Source organism: Hylemonella sp. GW821-FHT10B10 (genome assembly GCF_059415585.1).
The window spans coordinates 260,044-279,034 of the sequence record NZ_JBWKNN010000004.1 but is presented as its reverse complement, the minus strand read 5'-3'; the positions used below and the strand labels follow the sequence as shown (position 1 = coordinate 279,034).

Sequence of the window (18,991 nt, the reverse complement as noted above, 5' to 3'; positions counted from 1 at the left end):
GGCGCCCCAGCCGCACACAAGACCAGCCCGGCGCGCCGGGCTTTTCTTTTGGTGCGCCGTACATCCTGGAGCCCGCACGGATAATTCGTGATTCACACCGAGAAGGAAACCCCATGAAATCCCGCGCCGCCGTCGCCTTCGCTGCCGGTCAGCCCCTGCAGATCGTCGAGATCGACGTGGCACCGCCGAAAAAGGGCGAGGTGCTGGTGAAGATCACGCACACCGGCGTTTGCCACACCGATGCCTTCACCCTCAGCGGGGACGACCCCGAGGGCATCTTTCCCGCTGTGCTGGGCCACGAGGGCGCGGGCGTGGTGGTCGAAGTGGGCGAGGGCGTCACCAGCGTGAAGCCGGGCGACCATGTGATCCCGCTCTACACCGCCGAGTGCGGCGAGTGTCTGTTCTGCAAGAGCGGCAAGACCAATCTCTGCGTGGCCGTGCGCGCCACCCAGGGCAAGGGCGTGATGCCCGACGGCACCACGCGCTTCAGCTACCAGGGCCAGCCGGTCTACCACTACATGGGCTGCTCCACCTTCAGCGAATACACCGTGGTGGCCGAAGTCTCGCTGGCCAAGATCAACCCCAAGGCCAACCACGAGCAGGTCTGCCTGCTGGGCTGCGGCGTCACCACCGGCCTGGGCGCCGTGAAGAACACCGCCAAGGTGCAACCCGGCGACACCGTGGCCGTGTTCGGCCTGGGCGGTATCGGGCTGGCCGTGATCCAGGGTGCCAAGCAGGCCAAGGCCGGCCGCATCATCGCCGTCGACACCAACCCGGGCAAGTTCGACCTCGCCAAGGTTTTCGGCGCCACCGACTGCGTCAACCCCAAGGACCACGACAAGCCCGTCCAGCAGGTTATCGTGGAGATGACGACCTGGGGCGTGGACCATTCCTTCGAGTGCATCGGCAACGTCAATGTCATGCGCGCCGCGCTGGAGTGCGCGCACCGCGGCTGGGGCCAGAGCGTCATCATCGGCGTGGCCGGCGCGGGGCAGGAGATTTCCACCCGCCCCTTCCAGCTCGTGACGGGCCGGCGCTGGCTGGGCACGGCCTTCGGCGGCGTCAAGGGCCGCACGCAGCTGCCGGGCATGGTGGAAGACGCCATGAAGGGCGACATCCAGCTCGCGCCCTTTGTCACGCACACGCGCGAACTCAAAGACATCAACGAAGCCTTCGACCTCATGCACGAAGGACTATCCATCCGCACCGTCATCCATTACTGAACCCTCAAGAGGAAAACGACATGAACCGCGTAGAGCGCCACGCCAGCTTCGGCGGCCGCCAGGAAGTCTGGAAACACCCCTCCGCCACCCTGGGCTGCGAGATGAAGTTCGGCGTCTACCTGCCGCCGGCCGCCGTGGCCGGCGAACGTTGCCCCGTGCTGTATTACCTGGCCGGCCTGACCTGCAACGAACAGACCTTCATCACCAAAGCCGGTGCGCAGGAACACGCGGCGCGGCATGGCTTCATCGTCGTCGCGCCCGACACCAGCCCGCGCGGCCCCGGTGTGCCCAATGAAGATACGTACGACCTGGGCGAAGGCGCGGGTTTTTATCTGAACGCCACGCAAGCCCCCTGGGCCCAGCACTACCGCATGGCGGACTACGTGGCCCAGGAACTGCCCGCGCTGATCGAGCAGAACTTCCCCGCCACCGATGCACGCGGCATCTTCGGCCACAGCATGGGCGGCCACGGCGCGCTCGTCACTGCGCTGCGCAACCCCGGTCGTTACCGCAGTGTCTCGGCCTTCGCACCCGTGGTCGCACCCAGTCAGGTGCCCTGGGGCCAGAAGGCCTTCACGGCCTATCTGGGTGCGGATGCTTCAGCGTGGAAGGAATGGGACGCGGTGGAGCTGGTGGCTACAGCTACCGAGCGCCTGTCTATCCTCGTGGACCAGGGCGAAACCGATGAATTCCTGCGCAAGCAGTTGCGCCCCGAGTTGCTGGAGGCGGCCTGCTCTGCAGCGGGCCACCCCCTCACGCTGCGCCGCCACGCGGGCTATGACCACAGCTATTACTTCATCGCGAGTGTCATGGCGGACCACTTCGCCCACCATGCGCAAGCATTGAAGTGACTGCCGCCCCGATGAGGGGTGACTCTGCAAGAGGGTCAACGTGGGTGCAAGGGCTGCCCGCGACGGCACTTTTCCTTGCCGAGGCGTCCATGCACAGGCTCTTTCTGTGACGGATTTCACCGTACGGGCCTGCACGCTTGGCGGCGGGGCGGGTTGGCCGATATGATGGGGACGAGTCGCAGTTCCCGGGTGCCCGCTCAGCGCCCGCCGTCCTGAACAGGCCTTTTGATGCTCGCTCTCGATGCCAAGAAGCCAGGCGCCGACCACGTCGGCGTCGTGCCCGCGCTGCCATTGCGGCTGTTCCTGCGTTTTACCGATACTGCATACGAGCAGCGTTTCGTCAGCCACTATGTGGCCTTCTATCTGCGTTATGCACAGGCGAGCCTGTTGCTGGGCATGGTGCTCATTGTGGGCGACTACCTGGTCGACCGCTTTGCCTACGGCAACGGGGCGGCCAACCTGCTGCGGCTGACGGCGGCCGTGCCGGTGCTGCTGGGCGGCTTTGCCTATACGCTGCTGCCCATGGCGCGCCGGCATTGGCAGCCGGTGATGGCCGGTTTCATCGTCACGGTGGCCTTCTGTCTCTTTGCCATCCTGACGCGCATCGATGCCGAAGGCGGTGCGGGCTTGAGGACCTGGGTCGGCGTCCTCAACTTTACCTTTCTCGAGTTCTACTGCTTCGTGATCCTGGGTGTCCAGTTCCGTTATGCCCTGGCATCGGGCGCCATCATCCTTGCGGCCTTCCAGTCCGCGCTCTGGGTGGACGGTGAGTTTTCGTCGGAGCAGGTGGCCTATTGGTCCTACCATGTGTTCACCCTCTTCATCCTTGCGGGCGGCATAGGCTGGTGGCGCGAGTTCCTGTTGCGCAAGGAGTTTCTTGCACGCGATACGCTGGACGACTTGCGCGCCGCGGCCGAGCAGCGCGCGCTGCGGCTCGCACACTACGACGAACTCACGGGCCTGCCCAATCGTCGCCTGTTCGCCGAGCTGGCCCTGCCGGCGCTGGAGCGTGCACTGCGCAACAGCGTGGGCTGCGCCGTCCTGCATGTGGAGATCGGCCGCCTCGCAGGCATCAACGATGTCTATGGCCGCGGCCAGGGCGACGCCGTGCTGGCCGAGGTCATCCAGCGCATCCGCCTGAGCGTGCGTGGCGGCGACGCGCTGGCCGTAGCGGCCGGGGATGAGGCCGGCGTGATGGCCCGGCTGGGCGACAAGGCCTTTTCCCTCCTCCTCACCGATCTCGACAGCCAGGAGCGGGCCTCCCAGGTGGTGCAGCGCCTGCTCGCGGCCGTGGCCCAGCCCATCGTCGTCAACGGCCGGCCCCTGGTGCTGTCGGCCCGCATCGGCATTGCCATATTCCCCGGGGATGCACCGGATCTCCCGGGACTGCTGCGTTGTGCCGAGCAGGCGGCGCACGCCGCGGACGACGCCGCTGGCGTCGAGATCCAGTTCTTTGATGCCGCGCTCAACGCCCGGGCCCGGGACCGTGTGCTGCTGGAGACCGAGCTGCGGCTGGCCATCCAGGCCGGGCAGCTGAGCCTGTTTTTCCAGCCCAAGGTCGACGTGCGCAGCCGCCGCATCGTGGGTGCCGAAGCGCTGGTGCGCTGGGTGCATCCGCAACGCGGCCTGATTCTGCCGGGGCGTTTTATTACCCTGGCCGAAGAGAGCGGTCTCATCGTGCCACTGACAGACTGGGTGCTGCAGGCCGCCTGCCGCAGCCAGCGTCGCTGGATGGACCTGGGCCTGCCCAGCGTACCGCTCGCGGTCAACCTGCCCGCCTCCAGCCTGGCCGACGCCCGTCTGCCTGGCCAGCTGGACACACTGATGCGGCAACACGGTCTGACCCCGTCTTGCCTCACGCTGGAGCTGACAGAGACCATGCTGATGCGCGACGTGACTGCCACCATCGCGGTGCTGGAGCGCCTGCGCGCCATGGGCTTCGGCCTGGCGCTGGACGATTTTGGCGCCGGCTACTCTTCGTTGGCCTACCTGCAGCACCTGCCGGTGAGCGAGATCAAGATCGACCGTGCCTTCGTCACCGACGTGGCCCGCGGCGGCCGCGACGGAGCGCTCGCCGCCACCATCATCACCCTGGGTCAGGAGCTGGGCCTGCAGGTGGTGGCCGAAGGTGTGGAAACCGCAGAACAGGCCGAATTCCTGCAGGGCCGAGGGTGCGTGCTGCAGCAGGGTTTTCTGTACGCGCGGCCGGCGGCACAGAGAGAGTTCGAGCAGATGCTCAAGTCGGGGCTGCCTTGAGCATTTGCCCCTCTTCGGGGATCAGGGCGCATCATGCGCAGGCCTTGCGAGGCGCTGACCTAGCGGCTCTCGATGCCCACAAAGCCCGCGTCGGGGTAGCGCGCTCCGGCCACGCGCTCGGGGTCGAAGAGCTGGTCTAGCGCTGCCAACTCTTCGGCGCTGAGCTGCACGCCCACCGCGCCCACGTTGTTTTCCAGATAGCTGATGCGGCGTGTACCCGGGATCGGCACCACATGGGGGTGTTTGTTGAGCAACCAGGCCAGCGCCAGCTGGGCGCTGCTCAGGCCCCTTGCCTCGGCACGGGCCTGCAGTGCAGCCACGAGCTGCTGGTTCTGCGCCTGTGCATCGCCCACAAAACGCGGATTGCGTTTGCGAAAATCGTTGTCGGCCAGTTCGTCCACCTTGAGCGCGCCGGTCAGGAAGGCCCGACCCAGCGGGCTGTAGGCCACAAAGGCCGTACCCAGCGCCGCGCAGGCCGCCAGCATGCCGGCCTCAGGCTCGCGGCTCCACAGCGAATACTCGCTTTGCATTGCGGCAATGGGGAAGACGGCATGGGCACGCTGTAGCGTCTCCACCGATACCTCCGACAGGCCGATGGCCCGGACCTTGCCGGCCTGCACCAGCTCGCCCATGGCGCCCACCACCTCTTCGATGGGCACGGCCGGGTCGCGTCGGTGGCAGTAATAGAGATCGATGTGGTCCGTGCCCAGGCGGCGCAGCGAGGCTTCGCAGGCCGAGCGGATGTAGGCGGGTGAGTTGTCGATACGTCGCTCGTATTGCCCGGCCGCGCGCACGATGCCGAACTTGGTGGCCAGTACCACCTGCTGGCGGCGAGCTGCCCCGCCAGCAGCCACAAACCGGCCCAGCAGCTCCTCGTTGTGGCCCAGGCCATAGGTGTCGGCCGAGTCGAAGTGGGTGACACCCAGTTCCAGCGCCCGCTCCAGCGTGCGCAGCGAATCGGCGTCATCGCTCTGCCCATAGAACTCGCTCATGCCCATGCAACCCAGGCCGATGGCTGAAGTGGAAAGGCCTGTGTTTCCGAGTTTGCGGTGGTTCATGGGCGTCTTTGGTTGGAATCGCGAGGACCGGCGTACGGCCGTTGGCTGGGAATGCAGCGGAATTCTAGACAGGGAAGAGTGTCGTGTTGCCGAGAGACGGCTAACTCCGTCGGCTTACGACCCATAGCGGCCGCTGGGTCATAAAGGAAAGCCGACACTCAACGCCGGAGGCCAGCCTCAGCCGAAGGCTGTCGACTCTGGGTCGACCTGTTAGAGCGGTCACTGTTCTCGCCCGCGACGGCCTCAGTGGGATCATGTCCGTTCGCTGAACTTGGGGCATGCAGCATGCGCCTGCGCACGTGATCAACAAGAACTTCGTAAGCCGGCGTCAGGCCGGAAACGTTGATTTTATGTACAAAACTTGAGCCGCGCCTCCGCACCAGTAGGAAAACGAATGGAGAGCGCCCAGCAAAATTCAGTTTCGCCGATTCAATTTGCCGCCAAGGGAGGTGGAGCGATCCAAAGAACCCTCGGTAAAACAAGGCCTCGTTGGTGCAGCGAATACGTCCGCTGGGCGCAACCATGAACCAAATCGAATACAGAGCGATCGCAAGCCCTCCAATGCTGAATGCGGCAGAGCCAGCTAGAACCAGGAATTCCGGGCGGGAAGGACCAGGCATGAGGAACGGCAGCCCGAAAAGCACTGCGAAGGCTAGGCTCACTGTCGCCATCACAAGGTGCCCAAAGCGCCCGTACAACGAAGTTCGAAACAGCACGTCGTTCATAAACCCTAGCGGTTGAGGTAAGCGGACGCCCGGCCGATCCGCGCTTGACTGAATGGTTAGGGAGATTCTAGGAAAGGCGGGAGCCTCGGCATATCCCCCAAAAGGGTCATTGAACGACAGCTTTCGGCGCAAAACCTGAGTGTCCGCTTTTGGCCGGTAGCGGGCTTTGCTCAACTGCGGGGCGGACGCGCCCGCTCCAACACCATCGCATCCCCATAACTAAAAAACCGATACCGCTGCGCGATCGCATGCCGGTACAGCCCCATGATGTGCTCGTAACCCGCAAAGGCGCTGACGAGCATCATGAGAGTGGACTTGGGCAGGTGGAAGTTGGTGACCAGCAGGTCGACCACCTTGAACTCGAAGCCCGGGGTGATGAAGATTTCGGTGTCGCCACTGGCCTGGCCAGTCTGGGCCCAGGATTCGAGCGTGCGGATGGTGGTGGTGCCCACGGCGACGATGCGGCCGCCCTTGGCCTTGGTCTCCGCAATGGCCTGCTGCGTGGCGGCGGGTACCTCGTACCACTCGCGGTGCATGCGGTGTTCGGCCAGGTTCTCGGTCTTCACGGGTGAGAAGGTGCCGGCGCCCACGTGCAGGGTGACGCTGGCGCGCTTGATGCCACGCGTTTCGAGCGCGGCCAGCACGCCTTCGTCGAAATGCAGGGCGGCGGTGGGGGCTGCTGCTGCGCCGGGTTTGGCGGCGAAGACGGTCTGGTAGCGGGCCACGTCTTCGGCGCTGTCGCCGTGTTCGATATAGGGCGGCAGGGGCACGTGCCCGTATTGCTCCATCAGTGCGTGGGGCTCGGCGCTGAAGCGCAGGCGGAACAGCTGCCCTTCTTCGTCGGGCCAGCGGCCCAATAGAGTGGCGGTGTAGCCGCCGGTCATCTGCAACACCGTGCCCACAGCCGGTCTCTTGCTGACCTTCATGTGGGCCACCACCTCGTGGCCGGTCAGCACACGCTCGATCAGCAGCTCCAGCTTGCCGCCCGTGGGTTTCTCGCCAAAGAGCCGGGCCTTGACCACCTTGGTGTCGTTGAAGACCAGCAGGTCACCGGCTTGCAGCAGGCCGGGCAGTTCACGGAAGATGCGGTCCACAGGGGTGGACGAGCGGCCGTCGAGCAGGCGCGAGGCGCTGCGCTCTGCGGCCGGGTGCTGGGCGATGAGCTCGGGCGGGAGCTCGAAGTCGAAATCGCTGAGGGTATGGGTGCGCGTAGCGCCGGGAGCAGAGGACATGTGCTTGAGGGCCGGACGGACCCGTTCCAAGTAAGACAGGCCGCTATTTTCCCAGAACTTCCTCCCGGCCTTCCTCCGCACGGTCCAGTTCGGCTTCAGTGGCAGTGAGCAGGCCACCGGCCAGGCGTTCGAACAGGGGTGCAGGGTCCAGCAGCTGGATGAGCAGCTGGCCACCGTTGGCCTTGATGAAGTGGCTCACGAGCTTGTGCCCGGTGCCGAAAGGCGAGGGCATGAGCTGGGTGTCGGCAAATTCGGGCACGGCATGCAGCGCGTCCACCAGCAGGCCCACGGTGTGCAGGCCGTGGCGCACGATGACGATCTGGCTGTTGTTGTCCTGCGCGCTGGGGCGACCGTGCAGCAGCCAGCCGAGGTCGAAGACCCACACGAAGTGGCGGATCTGGCTGTTGTTCTGCGGGGCCAGCATGCCCACGCGGCCGGCCGGGCCCCCGGGGATGCGGGCCGAGAGGGCGCTCAGGGGCAGGGCCTCCAGCACATGGACAGCGGGCAGGGCCAGCAGGCCGCCGCCGCATTGGAAGGTGGCATAGGTCTGGCGCTCCTGGCCGTCGACGGCGTAGCTGCCGTCTTCAATGGCGATGCTGTCGGCGGGCTGCAGGCCGCGGTCCTGCCGCACGGCCCCGAGGGGCAGGTAGACGACGGCGAGCACGTCTTCCTCGTAGCCGTCGCTGACCTTGAACTCGCGGTAGCCCTGGGAGGCGGCGCAACCCATGATGGCGTACTGGCCTTCGTGCTCGATCACGCGCGAGAGGCTGCGGCCGCGCGGCAACTTGCGCAGCGTCGGGTCCAGTGCCAGGGTGCTGCCCACGGCCTGCGCGCCGGCTGTGCCGGAGATGATGCGGCCCGCGCGGTCGACGAAGTAGGCGGAGATGCCGCTGTCCTGGCTCAGGCTGCCTTGCAGCATGGACTCGAACTCGCGCGCGGCGTCGAAGACGATGCCGATGCCACCGACCACCTGCCTGTCGTTAAGCGGGTCGCGCACAGCGGCGTGATAGATGTAGGTGGGGCGCCCGCCGTAGAAGGGGCTGGGTTCGAAGGCGCTCACGTGGTAGGCCTGGTCGTCGCCCAGGGCGCGCACGCGTTCCAGCGTGCCGGCGTCGATGCTGGCCGGCCCGGGTTCGCTCCCGCGGCAGGAGCGCGCGATGACCTGGCCGTTGCGGTCGTAGACGAAGAGCTGGGTGTAGACCGTGTAGAGGCTGTGGATGTAGGCCAGGATTTCCTGCAGGCGGCGCGCCTCGGCCGCGGGCACCTCGGGCGCAGCCAGGCTGGTGCGCAGCTCGGGTGTCAGCGCCCACCAGCGGCAGTCGTCGGCGCGTTCGTAGAGGTTGCGGTCCAGCAGGTCCACGAGCAGCTGGGCCATGAACTCGGTGTTGCGCTGCTTGGATTCCAGCACGGTTTCGTACAGGTCGCGGATGGACTGCGAGAACAGGGCGTTGCTGCGCGAGCCGGTTTCGCTGATCTGGTCCAGGATGGTCTTGAGCTTGACGCGTTCGCCGCTACGGTCGGCTGTGATGACCTGGCCGTTCCAGACCACACGGCGTATGGTCTCGGTGGCGGTCATCACTTCGTACAGCGGTGGGCTGAAGTTGCGCGCGTGGGCCAGCAGGCCACTGGCCACGGCCGAATCCAGGGTGGCCAGCGTCTGGCGCGTGTCGCCGGAGAAGGCCAGGTCCACAGGCGTCATGACCTGACCCAGCCAGCCTTCGGGCCCCAGATAACCCTGGTAGCCCTCGGCGCGGGTGGTGCGCACCAGGTATTCGCGGCCCTCATGGATCATCAGCTGCGGGCGGCCCTCGGGGTTGACGGGGACAGTGGTGCCCGGGGCGACCCAGCGTTCGTCGGCGCTGGCGATGACGCGGTGGTTCTCGTCCAGCAGCAGCATGTTGGCGCGGCCTTCGGGGTCGCGGTGCGAGCGGAAGATGCCGGCCATCTCGGCCTCGAAATCAAAGCACAGGCAGAGCAGGCCCACGACGACGCCGGTCTCGGGGTGATGCATGCGCCGTGAATAGATCAGCGCCTGCGTGCGGCCGGGGCGCAGGTCGGTGGCGCGGAAGGTCTCGACGAAGGTCTCGCTGGCCAGGGTCTGGGCGATCAGCGGGTCGGTGCTGCCCTCGACGGGGGAGTCCGGGTCGAGCTGCACCAGCACGTTGCCCTGCGCGTCGAGCAGCATGATCTCGTTGTAGACCGTGTACTTGTGGCGGTAGGCCAGCAGGCGCGAGCGGATGACGTCGACGTCCTCGTGCAGGCCGGCCACAAAGGTGCAGAGTTCGCGGTCGGTGGCGAGGAAACCCACGTCGGCGGTGCGTTCGTAGAGATTGCGCACCACAATGTCGATCACGTACTGTGCCTTGGTGCCCACGGCGGCGAGCACGTTGGCCACCTTCTCGCTGACCAGGCTGTCGACCAGCTCCTGTTCGAGCCGGCTGAAGCCGTCGCGCGTGGCAGCCATGATGGGCAGGATGGTCTGCGCTTCCTGCGGGCAGTTCATCTTGGCCGAGGACTCGATCATGCGCCACATCTGGTTGAGCTCACGCAGCGATTGCTCGCAGCGGATCACGTCGCGCATATAAGGAAGGTAGGTATCGGTCTGTAGGCGGGGGGCAGGGGCGGGCATGGCTGGTTTCCAACGACGTCTGATATTTATTTCTCCCTGTCTGCCAGAGCCTCAGCAAGAGACGTGCCCAGGTGCGTCGATTGGTTCGGCTTGGGCCACAATCGGGCCATGCCTTCACGTTCTTTGAGCGGAAACGAGAAAAAAGTCACGAAGAAGCCGGCCGCCAGGGAGGGCGCAGCGCCGGTAGCAAAGTCCGCGTCTGCATCAGGGTCGGGTGGAGCCAAAAGCGCGCCGCAGAAGGCACTCGAAAAGCTCAACCTGCGGCGCGACATCGACCTGGCCCTGCACCTGCCCCTGCGTTACGAGGACGAGACCCGCATCACCCGCCTGGCCGACGCGCGTGAGGGCGACACGGTGCAGATCGAGGGCGAGGTCACAGCCTGTGAGGTGGCCTACCGCCCGCGCCGCCAGCTGCTGGTGACCGTGAACGACGGCAGCGACAGCTGCGTGCTGCGCTTCTTCAATTTCTACCCCTCGCAGCAGAAGGCCCTGGCCGTGGGCACGAAGATCCGGGCGCGCGGTGAGCTCAGTGGTGGTTTCCTGGGCTGGACCATGGTGCACCCGCACTGCAAGGCGGCCAGCGGCGCCTTGCCCACAGCGCTCACCCCCGTCTACCCCACGGTGGCGGGCCTGCCCCAGCCCTACCTGCGCAAGGCGGTACTCAGCGGCCTGGCACGGGCCGAACTCTCCGACACGCTGGCGCCCGAGGTGGCGGCCCGGCTCAAGCTGCGGCCCTTGTGGACGCTCAAGCAGGCGCTGGAGTTCCTGCACCACCCCACGCCTGACGTGATGCTGGCCCAGCTGGAAGACCACACGCACCCGGCCTGGCAGCGCCTGAAGCTGGAGGAACTGCTGGCGCAGCAACTCTCGCAGCTGCAATCACGCCGTGAACGTGAGCACCTGCGCGCGCCCGTGTTGCGCGTGGACGGCGCGGTTTCCCTGCACGAACGCCTGCTGAAGGCCTTGCCCTTTCAGCTGACCGGTGCGCAGCGCCGGGTCTGCGCAGAGATTGCACAGGACCTGGCAATGTACAAACCGATGCATCGCCTGCTGCAGGGGGACGTGGGTTCGGGCAAGACCGTGGTGGCCGCGCTGGCCGCCACGGTCTGCATGGACGCGGGCTGGCAGTGCGCGCTGATGGCGCCCACCGAGATCCTGGCCGACCAGCATTTCCGCAAGCTGGTGGGTTGGCTGGAGCCTCTGGGCGTGCGCGTGGCCTGGCTCACGGGCAGCCAGAAGAAGAAAGAACGCACCGAGATGCTGGGCCTGATCGAACGCGGTGAGGCCGGCCTGGTGGTGGGTACGCACGCGGTGATCCAGGAGCAGGTGCAGTTCAAGAACCTGGCCCTGGCCATCATCGACGAGCAGCACAGGTTTGGGGTGGCTCAGAGATTGGCCTTGCGCAGCAAGACCAACGGCGAGGACCTGGAGCCGCACATGCTGATGATGACGGCCACGCCGATTCCGCGCACCCTGGCCATGAGCTACTACGCCGACCTTGATGTGTCCACCATCGACGAGCTGCCGCCGGGGCGCAGCCCCATCGTGACCAAGGTGGTGTCCGAGCAGCGGCGCGACGAGGTGATCCAGCGCATCCGCGGCCAGCTGGAACAGGGGCGGCAGGTGTATTGGGTGTGCCCGCTCATTGAAGAGAGCGAGATGCTGGATCTCACGAACGCCACGGAGACGCACGCGGAACTCAGCGCGGCGCTGCCGGGGGTGATGGTGGGGCTGCTGCATTCACGCATGCCCGTGGCTGAGAAGAAAGCCGTGATGTCGCTCTTCACGAGCGGGCAGATGGGTGTGCTGGTGAGTACCACGGTGATCGAGGTGGGAGTGGATGTGCCCAATGCCACGCTGATGGTGATCGAACATGCCGAGCGCTTTGGCCTGTCGCAGCTGCACCAGTTGCGCGGGCGGGTGGGGCGCGGCGCGGCGGCCTCGGCCTGCGTGCTGCTGTTTTCCACGGGGGATGCGCCGCGCCTGGGCGAGACGGCGCGCGAGCGGCTGAGGGCCATGGCCGAGACCAACGACGGTTTCGAGATCGCGCGGCGCGACCTGGACATCCGCGGGCCGGGTGAGTTCCTGGGGGCACGCCAGTCGGGTGCGGCCTTGCTGCGCTTTGCCGACCTGACCGAAGACATCCAGCTGCTGGCCTGGGCGCGCGAAGCGGCGCCCGTGATGCTGGACCGGCACCCGGATCTGGCCGAACGGCACGTCATGCGCTGGCTGGGGAGCCGAACGAACTACTTGAAAGCCTGAGCGCCATGGCAGTTGCAAATGTGTAGCATCCACGGCACGCCGGACGTGGCACGGCGGCCAATGTGAATTAGACTCCGGGCATACCTGGAACATCCACGATGGCCAAGGACTCCTCCCCCAAGCTTGCCTCTGGCGACACCGCCTACCTTTACCGCGCCGCCATCGGCCCGCGCGGTCAGGACTATTACCTGCGCCATTTCGCCCGCTTCGACGGGGAAGGCAAGGCCGGCAGCAGCTGGAACTGGGCCGCCTACTGGACCACCTTCAACTGGCTGGTCTACCGCAGGATGTGGGGCTGGGCCCTGGCCTATGTGGGCGCGCTGATGGGGCTGGCGCTGCTGGTCTTCGGCGTGGGCAAGCTGGTGTTCAACTACTCTGACGCCAGCGCCGTGCTGCTGTCCCTGCTGCTGCTGACGATGGCCTTTGTCATCCCGGGCATGTATGCCAACGCCTGGTTCTACACGCACTGCAACGAGAAGATATCGGACGCCCTGCGCAGCAAACCCGAGGTGAAAGACGCGGCCACGGTGCTGGCCAACCAGGCGCCGGACAGCCGTCGCATGCTGCTGCTGGGCCTGGGCAATGCGGTGCTGCTGGGCCTGGTGTTCGCCGTCTGGAGCGGTTTCCAGGGCAGCGAAAGCGCCTTGCCCCAGTTGGCCTCGCATGAAGAGCGCCCGCTGGCCGGTGGCCAGTCCGGTCAGGTCCGTGCGCTGGCGACGGCGCCCGCACCTGCGGCCACGGAGCCGGCCGTGACGGCCAGTGCACCGGCTGCAGCGCCTGCCCCCACGCCCGTGGTGGCGCCGGCCGCCGTTCCAGAGACGCCTCAGCTGGCCCAGGCCGCCAGCGTGCCCGCGATTCCCGCAACGGTTCGCCCTGCGAGCAGCGGCAAGCCGGCCATGGTCAATGCTTCGGACCGCAGCGCGGCACCGGCCAAGCCGGAGCCTGCCGAACCTGCCCCCGCGCGCCCGGCGGCTGCGACCAATGTGGCGGCAGCTACAGCGACGCCAGTGGCTGCACCGCGCCCGGCCGCGGCGGCCAGTGCCCCGCGGCTGCGTTATGTCTGGGTGATCCAGGTGGGTGCCTATGCCCAGGAAGCGAATGCGCAGAAGGCCCTGGCCGAGGTGCAGGCGCTGGGCCTGGAGGCGGGCGCTGAAACCTTCGAGACCGCCACCAAGGGCAAGCTGATGCGCGTGCGCGTCGGCCCTTTCACGCGCCAGGCCGAGGCCGACCAGGCCGCGCTGCGCATCAAGACGCTGAACCTGCCGACCCTGGTGATACGCCAGCGGCCCTGAGCCTTGCGGCCTGCGCGTTCAGCGCTGGCCTATCTTCACCTGGCCGAAGATGCCCTGCGCTTCGCGCGGCATGCAGCGCCAATACTGTTCACTGGCCTGCACCTGGCCGCCCAGGATGGCGGCCGCTTCCCAGGGCCAACGCGGTTTGTAGAGCATGGCACGCGCCATCGCGATCAGGTCGGCGTCACCGGCCTGCAGGATGTCTTCCGCCTGTTGCGGCTCCGTGATCAGGCCGACCGCCGTGGTCGGCAGTCCGCAGGCTTTGCGCACTTCACGTGCGTAGGGCACCTGGTAGGCGGGGCCGATGGCGATCTTCTGCTGCGGCGACACGCCGGCCGTGGAGACGTGCATGAAGCTGCAGCCCAGATCTTTGAGGCGACGCGAGAACTCAAGGGTCTGCGGCAGATCCCAGCCGCCCTCGACCCAGTCGGTGGCCGAGACACGCAGGCCCACGGGACCATCGAAGACGGCACGCACGGCGGCAAACACTTCCAGCGGGAAGCGCATGCGGTTCGCCAAGCTGCCGCCGTAGTCGTCCGTGCGCTGGTTGGCCAGGGGTGAGAGGAACTGGTGCAGCAGGTAGCCGTGCGCGGCGTGCAGCTCGATGGCGTCGATGCCGATGCGCCGCGCTCGCTGCGCGGCGGCCACGAAGGCCTCACGCACCTCCTGCAGCTGCGCCAGCGACATGGCCGCAGGCGGCGTTTCGGTAGGCAACTGCGGCAGGGCCGAGGGGGCCAGCGCCTGCCAGCCCCCCTGTGCGGCGGAGAGCTGCTGTCCGCCATGCCAGGGCACGGCACTGGAGGCTTTGCGGCCGGCGTGCGCGAGCTGGATGCAGACGGGCATCGGGGGCGCCAGCTCGCGCGCCCGATGCAGGGTGCTGCCCAGGGCCTGTTCCGTGCGTTCGTCCCACAAGCCCAGGCAGTCGGGGGTGATGCGGCCCTTGGCCGTGACGGCGGTGGCTTCGATGGTCATCAGGCCGGCGCCGCTGTTGAGCAGGCTGGTCCAGTGCGCGAGGTGCCAGTCTGTTGCCTCACCGTTGTGGGCCGAGTACTGGCACATGGGCGCGATGACGATGCGGTTGGCCAGGGGCAAGGGGTCGCGCGGCGCGGGCAGCTCATATGGGGTAAACAGCAGGCTCATGGCGTAGATGCTTTGTTTGATGTGCGTCAGGGGGGCTGGGTGCGCCAGGGTTTCAAATTCTGGCATGGGCCCGCAGACCGACCGCTTTGGCACAATGAAGTCCGTTCCTTCTGGAGGAGATTCAGCCATGCGCATGCTATTCCTGCTTCTGTCGTGCTGGCTGGCCTGGCCGGCGGCTGCGCAATTGCCCGAGCGCGATCTGCTGCTCGAGCTGCGCGAGATCGAGGAGGGTGGTGGGGGTTATGTGGTGGGCACACGGCCGCAGGCGGCGCTGATGCCGCCGCAGCAACTGCAGGTGCGCAACGGTAGCGCGGCGCGGCTGAGCTTCGCGCAGGCCACGCCGCTGCAATGGGTGCAGTCCGCGCAGGCGCAGGGGCCGATGACGGGTGCGGGCGTGAAGCAGGGCCTGATCTGGCTGCAGGCCGGACAGAGCCTGCAGCTGAAGCCGCGCTGGCCCGGTGGCCAGAAGCCCGCCACGGTGGATGTCGAGGTGCAGACCAAGAGTGTGCAGCAGCAGCCGGGCCGGGACCTGCCCACGCAGGAGCACAGCGAACTGGCGACCACGGTGCAGGCCCCGCTGGGCCAGTGGGTCACGCTGGCGCGCAGCGGCAACAGCACGCCGCCCGGCAGCTACCGCAGCGATGCGGCCACGCAGCGGCCGCGCCTGCTGCAGCTGCGGGTGAGCACGCCGTAAGGCGTGCTATCGCTTTGGGCTCCTGAATGGCACAATTCAATCATGACGCTCACCGAACTCAAATACATCGTTGCGGTCGCCCGTGAGAAGCATTTCGGCCGTGCGGCCGAGGCCTGCTTCGTGTCGCAGCCCACGTTGTCGGTGGCAGTGAAGAAGATCGAGGAAGAGCTGGACGTCAAGCTCTTCGAGCGCAGCGCCAACGAGGTGACGGTCACGCCCCTGGGCGAGGAGATCGTGCGCCAGGCCCAGGCCGTGCTGGAGCAGGCTGCCAGCATCAAGGAGATCGCCAAGCGCGGCAAGGACCCTTTGTCGGGCCCGCTCAAGCTGGGAGTGATCTACACCATCGGCCCCTATCTGCTGCCCGACCTGGTGCGCCAGATGATCGAGCACACGCCGCAGATGCCGCTGATGCTGCAGGAGAACTTCACGGTCAAGCTGCTGGAAATGCTGCGCACCGGCGATATCGACGCCGCCATCCTGGCCGAACCGTTCCCGGACACGGGCCTGGCCGTGGCGCCGCTGTATGACGAGCCCTTTTACGCCGCGCTGCCGCACAACCACGCCCTGGCGAAGAACGACAGCATCAGCACCGACGAGCTCAAGGCCGAGACCATGCTGCTGCTGGGCACGGGCCACTGCTTCCGCGACCATGTGCTGGAAGTCTGTCCCGAGTTCGCGCGCTTCTCGAGCAATGCCGAGGGCATACGCAAGAGCTTCGAAGGCTCTTCGCTGGAGACCATCAAGCACATGGTGGCCGCCGGCATGGGTGTGACCCTGGTGCCGCGCCTGAGTGTGCCCAAGTCGGCCCTGCTGGCCAAGGGCAAGGCCAAGGCTTCGACGACCACCGATGAGGGTTTTGTGCGCTACCTGCCCTTCAGCGGTGAGGCGCCTACGCGCCGTGTGGTGCTGGTGTGGCGGCGCAGCTTCACGCGCTACGAGGCCATCGCCTCGCTGCGCAACGCCGTGTATGCCTGCGAGCTGCCCGGTGTGAAACGCCTGTCCTGATGTTTCGTGTTTGAGGTGGATATGAGCAGTGCGCAAGCCGGCATCCTGCAGCCGGTTCCAGCCCAGGGGCGTTACCTTTTCTTTTCGCTGGTTCAGCCGCAGGCCCTGCGCGCAGCGCTGCAGCGCTGCGCTGGCGCGACCGATGGCGTCGCGGTAGTGGCCCTGCTGGGTGCCAGCCTGATCACGGCGCTGCGTGTCCAGGTGCCGGGCTTGCACGAGATGCCCGATCTTTCCGGTCCCGAGGCCGAAGTGCCCACCACACCCATGGCCCTGTGCTGCTGGTTACGTGGCGAGGACCGCGGTGATCTGGTGCGACTCACCCACACGCTTGAACAACAGCTGGCCCCCGCTTTCCATCTGGACCGTGTCATCGATGCCTTCAGGCATGGCCAGGGCCCCAATGGCCATGGCCGCGACCTCACCGGTTACGAAGACGGCACGGAGAACCCGGAGGGCGCGGAGGCCGAAACCGCCGCCCTGGTGCAGGGGGCGGGTGCCGGGCTGGATGGTGGCAGCATGGTCGTGGTGCAGCAGTGGGTGCACGACTTCGATGCCTTCGAAGGGCTGGGCCAGCCCGCCCAGGACCTGGCCATGGGCCGGCGGCGCAGCGACAACGAGGAACTCGACGATGCCCCGGCCTCGGCCCACGTCAAGCGCACGGCGCAGGAAAGCTTCGCGCCCGAGGCCTTTGTGCTGCGACGCTCCATGCCCTGGGCCCAGTCGCGCCAAGCCGGCCTGATGTACGTGGCCTTCGGTCACAGCTTCGACGCCTTCGAGGCACAGATGGCGCGCATGGCAGGCCGGGAGGATGGCATCGTCGACGCGCTGTTCCGCTTCTCCAAACCCGTCAACGGGGCCTATTACTGGTGCCCGCCGATGCGCGAGGGCCGGCTGGACCTGCGCCAACTGGGCCTCTGATGTTGGCGCGCAAGCTCTCGCTTTATCTGGATCTGATCCGCTGGGACAGGCCGGCGGGATGGCTGTTGCTGCTTTGGCCTAGCTTGAGTGCGCTGTGGGTGGCGGCTGGCGGGTTCCCCGGCTGGCATCTGGCGGCGGTGTTCGTGCTCGGCACCATCCTCATGCGCAGCGCAGGCTGCTGCCTGAACGACGTGGCCGACCGTGATTTCGACAAGCATGTGAAGCGCACGGCACAGCGCCCGGTGACGGCGGGCAAGGTCTCGGTGCGCGAGGCGCTGTGGCTGGGCGCGGTGCTGGCCTTGCTGGCCTTCGGTCTGGTGCTCACCACCAACCCGGTGGCGGTGGCCTGGTCTTTTGCCGCGCTGGCGGTGGCCATCATCTATCCCTACGCCAAGCGTTTCTTCGCGATGCCGCAGGCTGTGCTGGGCGTGGCTTTCAGTTTCGGCATCCCCATGGCTTTCGCGGCGGTGCGCGGCGAGGTGCCGGCCCTGGCCTGGGGGCTGCTGATTGGCAATCTGTTCTGGGTGTTGGCCTACGACACCGAGTACGCCATGGTGGACCGCGACGACGACCTGCGCATAGGCATGAAGACCTCGGCCATCACGCTGGGGCGCTGGGATGTGGTGGCGGTCACCAGCTTCTACGTCGTCCAGCTGCTGTTGTGGACGGTGCTGCTGGTCGAGCGCATCGAGCCCTGGGCCTGGTTTGTAGCGCTGTTGGCGGCGACGGCCCAGGTGGTCTGGCACCATCGCCTGATCCGGGACCGCACGCGCGAAGGCTGCTTCAAGGCTTTCCGCCTCAACCACTGGCTGGGCTTTACGCTGTTCGCCGGCATTGTGGCCGGCTACGCGCTTCGCTAGTCCTCAGTCCTTGCCGTATTCCGCGCCCAGTTCTTTGGAGCGCTTCTCGGCCGCATGCAGGGCCTGGCCGAATTTTTCCTTGAGCTTCTGGCTTTCCATCATGGTGATGGCAGCGTAGGTGGTGCCGCCCTTGGAGGTGACGCGCTGGCGCAGCACCTCGGGCGGCTCGTCCGAGAACTTGGCCAGTTCGCCGGCGCCGCGGAAGGTGTCCACGGCCAGGTGGTAGGCCTGTTCATGGCTCAGGCCCATCTCCACACCCGCAGCCGCCATGGCCTCGAGGAAATAGAACACATAGGCCGGGCCCGAGCCCGAGAGGGCGGTCACGGCGTCGAGCAGTTCTTCGCGGTCGACCCAGACGAACTCACCCATGACCGAAGCGATGTGCTCGATGTGCTGGCGATCCTGCTCGCCCACGCCGGTGCGTGCGTAAAGGCCCGTGATGCCCCGGCCGATCAGTGCCGGGGTGTTGGGCATGCTGCGCACCACGCGCTCGGTGCCCAGCCAGCGCGCAATGCTGCCGCTGGGGATGCCGGCGGCCACGCTCATGTGCAGGGCGTCGCGCACGTGCGGGGCGGCGGGCAAGGCGGCGTCCTTGAAGGTCTGCGGCTTGACGGCCCAGATCACGATGGGGAAGTTCTTCAAGAAGGGGCCTGGTTCGGCGTGGGCCACCAGACCGAAGTTGTCCTTGAGCCGCTGCTGGGCCTCGGGGTTGGTGTCCACCACCTCGATGCGGGCGACCGGCAGGCCCTTCTTGATCAGGCCACCGATGATGGCGCTGGCCATATTGCCGCCGCCGATGATTGCAATGCGTTCGTTCATGGGTCTTCAGGGTGGCCGTTTGGCCTA

14 protein-coding genes are annotated in these 18,991 nt (G+C 66.8%); 9 read left to right on the top strand and 5 right to left on the bottom strand.

Annotated features, from left to right (window positions below; all coding sequences use genetic code 11):
- The first annotated feature begins 113 nt into the window (after window positions 1-113).
- From AC07NT_RS17100 to AC07NT_RS17090, 3 genes are all read left to right on the top strand, one after another.
- On the top strand, window positions 114-1,223 hold the full coding sequence (locus AC07NT_RS17100) for an S-(hydroxymethyl)glutathione dehydrogenase/class III alcohol dehydrogenase (protein WP_498599847.1): 1,110 nt from the start codon (window positions 114-116) through the stop codon (window positions 1,221-1,223).
- A 20-nt stretch (window positions 1,224-1,243) separates the two neighbouring features.
- Entirely contained in the window at window positions 1,244-2,074 is an 831-nt protein-coding gene (gene fghA, locus AC07NT_RS17095) for an S-formylglutathione hydrolase (protein ID WP_498599848.1), read from the top strand.
- Between the two features lie 228 nt (window positions 2,075-2,302).
- Window positions 2,303-4,330, top strand: a complete 2,028-nt coding sequence (locus AC07NT_RS17090; protein ID WP_498599849.1) for a putative bifunctional diguanylate cyclase/phosphodiesterase — start codon at window positions 2,303-2,305, stop codon at window positions 4,328-4,330.
- 59 nt (window positions 4,331-4,389) lie between these two features.
- Here AC07NT_RS17090 and AC07NT_RS17085 read toward each other — a convergent pair whose 3' ends face one another.
- The 3 genes from AC07NT_RS17085 to AC07NT_RS17075 all read right to left on the bottom strand — a co-directional run bounded on the left by AC07NT_RS17085 (window position 4,390) and on the right by AC07NT_RS17075 (window position 9,974).
- Window positions 4,390-5,388: an aldo/keto reductase gene (locus AC07NT_RS17085; RefSeq protein WP_498599851.1), complete on the bottom strand. Its 999-nt coding sequence runs from the start codon at window positions 5,386-5,388 to the stop codon at window positions 4,390-4,392.
- Window positions 5,389-6,283: 895 nt separating this feature from the next.
- Entirely contained in the window at window positions 6,284-7,345 is a 1,062-nt protein-coding gene (queA, locus tag AC07NT_RS17080) for a tRNA preQ1(34) S-adenosylmethionine ribosyltransferase-isomerase QueA (RefSeq protein ID WP_498599853.1), read from the bottom strand.
- A 43-nt stretch (window positions 7,346-7,388) separates the two neighbouring features.
- Complete coding sequence (locus AC07NT_RS17075; RefSeq protein ID WP_498599855.1) at window positions 7,389-9,974, bottom strand: chemotaxis protein CheW; 2,586 nt, start codon at window positions 9,972-9,974, stop codon at window positions 7,389-7,391.
- 108 nt (window positions 9,975-10,082) lie between these two features.
- Between AC07NT_RS17075 and recG the strand changes: the two genes are divergently transcribed.
- Both recG and AC07NT_RS17065 read left to right on the top strand, forming a co-directional pair.
- Window positions 10,083-12,236, top strand: coding sequence for an ATP-dependent DNA helicase RecG (gene recG, locus AC07NT_RS17070; protein ID WP_498599857.1), 2,154 nt, complete (start codon window positions 10,083-10,085; stop codon window positions 12,234-12,236).
- Window positions 12,237-12,334: 98 nt separating this feature from the next.
- Window positions 12,335-13,528, top strand: coding sequence for an SPOR domain-containing protein (locus AC07NT_RS17065; protein ID WP_498599859.1), 1,194 nt, complete (start codon window positions 12,335-12,337; stop codon window positions 13,526-13,528).
- An 18-nt stretch (window positions 13,529-13,546) separates the two neighbouring features.
- Here AC07NT_RS17065 and AC07NT_RS17060 read toward each other — a convergent pair whose 3' ends face one another.
- Complete coding sequence (locus AC07NT_RS17060; RefSeq protein WP_498600202.1) at window positions 13,547-14,668, bottom strand: NADH:flavin oxidoreductase/NADH oxidase; 1,122 nt, start codon at window positions 14,666-14,668, stop codon at window positions 13,547-13,549.
- 127 nt (window positions 14,669-14,795) lie between these two features.
- Here AC07NT_RS17060 and AC07NT_RS17055 point away from each other — a divergent pair, with 127 nt between their 5' ends.
- Genes AC07NT_RS17055 through ubiA form a run of 4 tightly spaced genes read left to right on the top strand, consistent with a single transcriptional unit; the run spans window position 14,796 to window position 18,145 of the window.
- Complete coding sequence (locus AC07NT_RS17055; RefSeq protein ID WP_498599861.1) at window positions 14,796-15,362, top strand: hypothetical protein; 567 nt, start codon at window positions 14,796-14,798, stop codon at window positions 15,360-15,362.
- A gap of 42 nt (window positions 15,363-15,404) precedes the next feature.
- Window positions 15,405-16,367, top strand: coding sequence for a hydrogen peroxide-inducible genes activator (locus AC07NT_RS17050; RefSeq protein WP_498599863.1), 963 nt, complete (start codon window positions 15,405-15,407; stop codon window positions 16,365-16,367).
- Window positions 16,368-16,388: 21 nt separating this feature from the next.
- The gene (locus tag AC07NT_RS17045) at window positions 16,389-17,285 is read left to right on the top strand and encodes a Dyp-type peroxidase (RefSeq protein WP_498599865.1); all 897 of its coding nucleotides are present in this window, start codon (window positions 16,389-16,391) and stop codon (window positions 17,283-17,285) included.
- A complete protein-coding gene (gene ubiA / locus AC07NT_RS17040; RefSeq protein ID WP_498599867.1) occupies window positions 17,285-18,145 on the top strand; it encodes a 4-hydroxybenzoate octaprenyltransferase in 861 nt (286 codons plus the stop codon). Before AC07NT_RS17045 ends, ubiA begins: the two co-directional genes overlap by 1 nt.
- A 3-nt stretch (window positions 18,146-18,148) precedes the next feature.
- On the opposite strand, the gene proC is transcribed toward ubiA, so the two are convergent.
- Window positions 18,149-18,964, bottom strand: a complete 816-nt coding sequence (proC, locus tag AC07NT_RS17035; RefSeq protein WP_498599869.1) for a pyrroline-5-carboxylate reductase — start codon at window positions 18,962-18,964, stop codon at window positions 18,149-18,151.
- Between the last annotated feature and the right edge of the window lie 27 nt (window positions 18,965-18,991).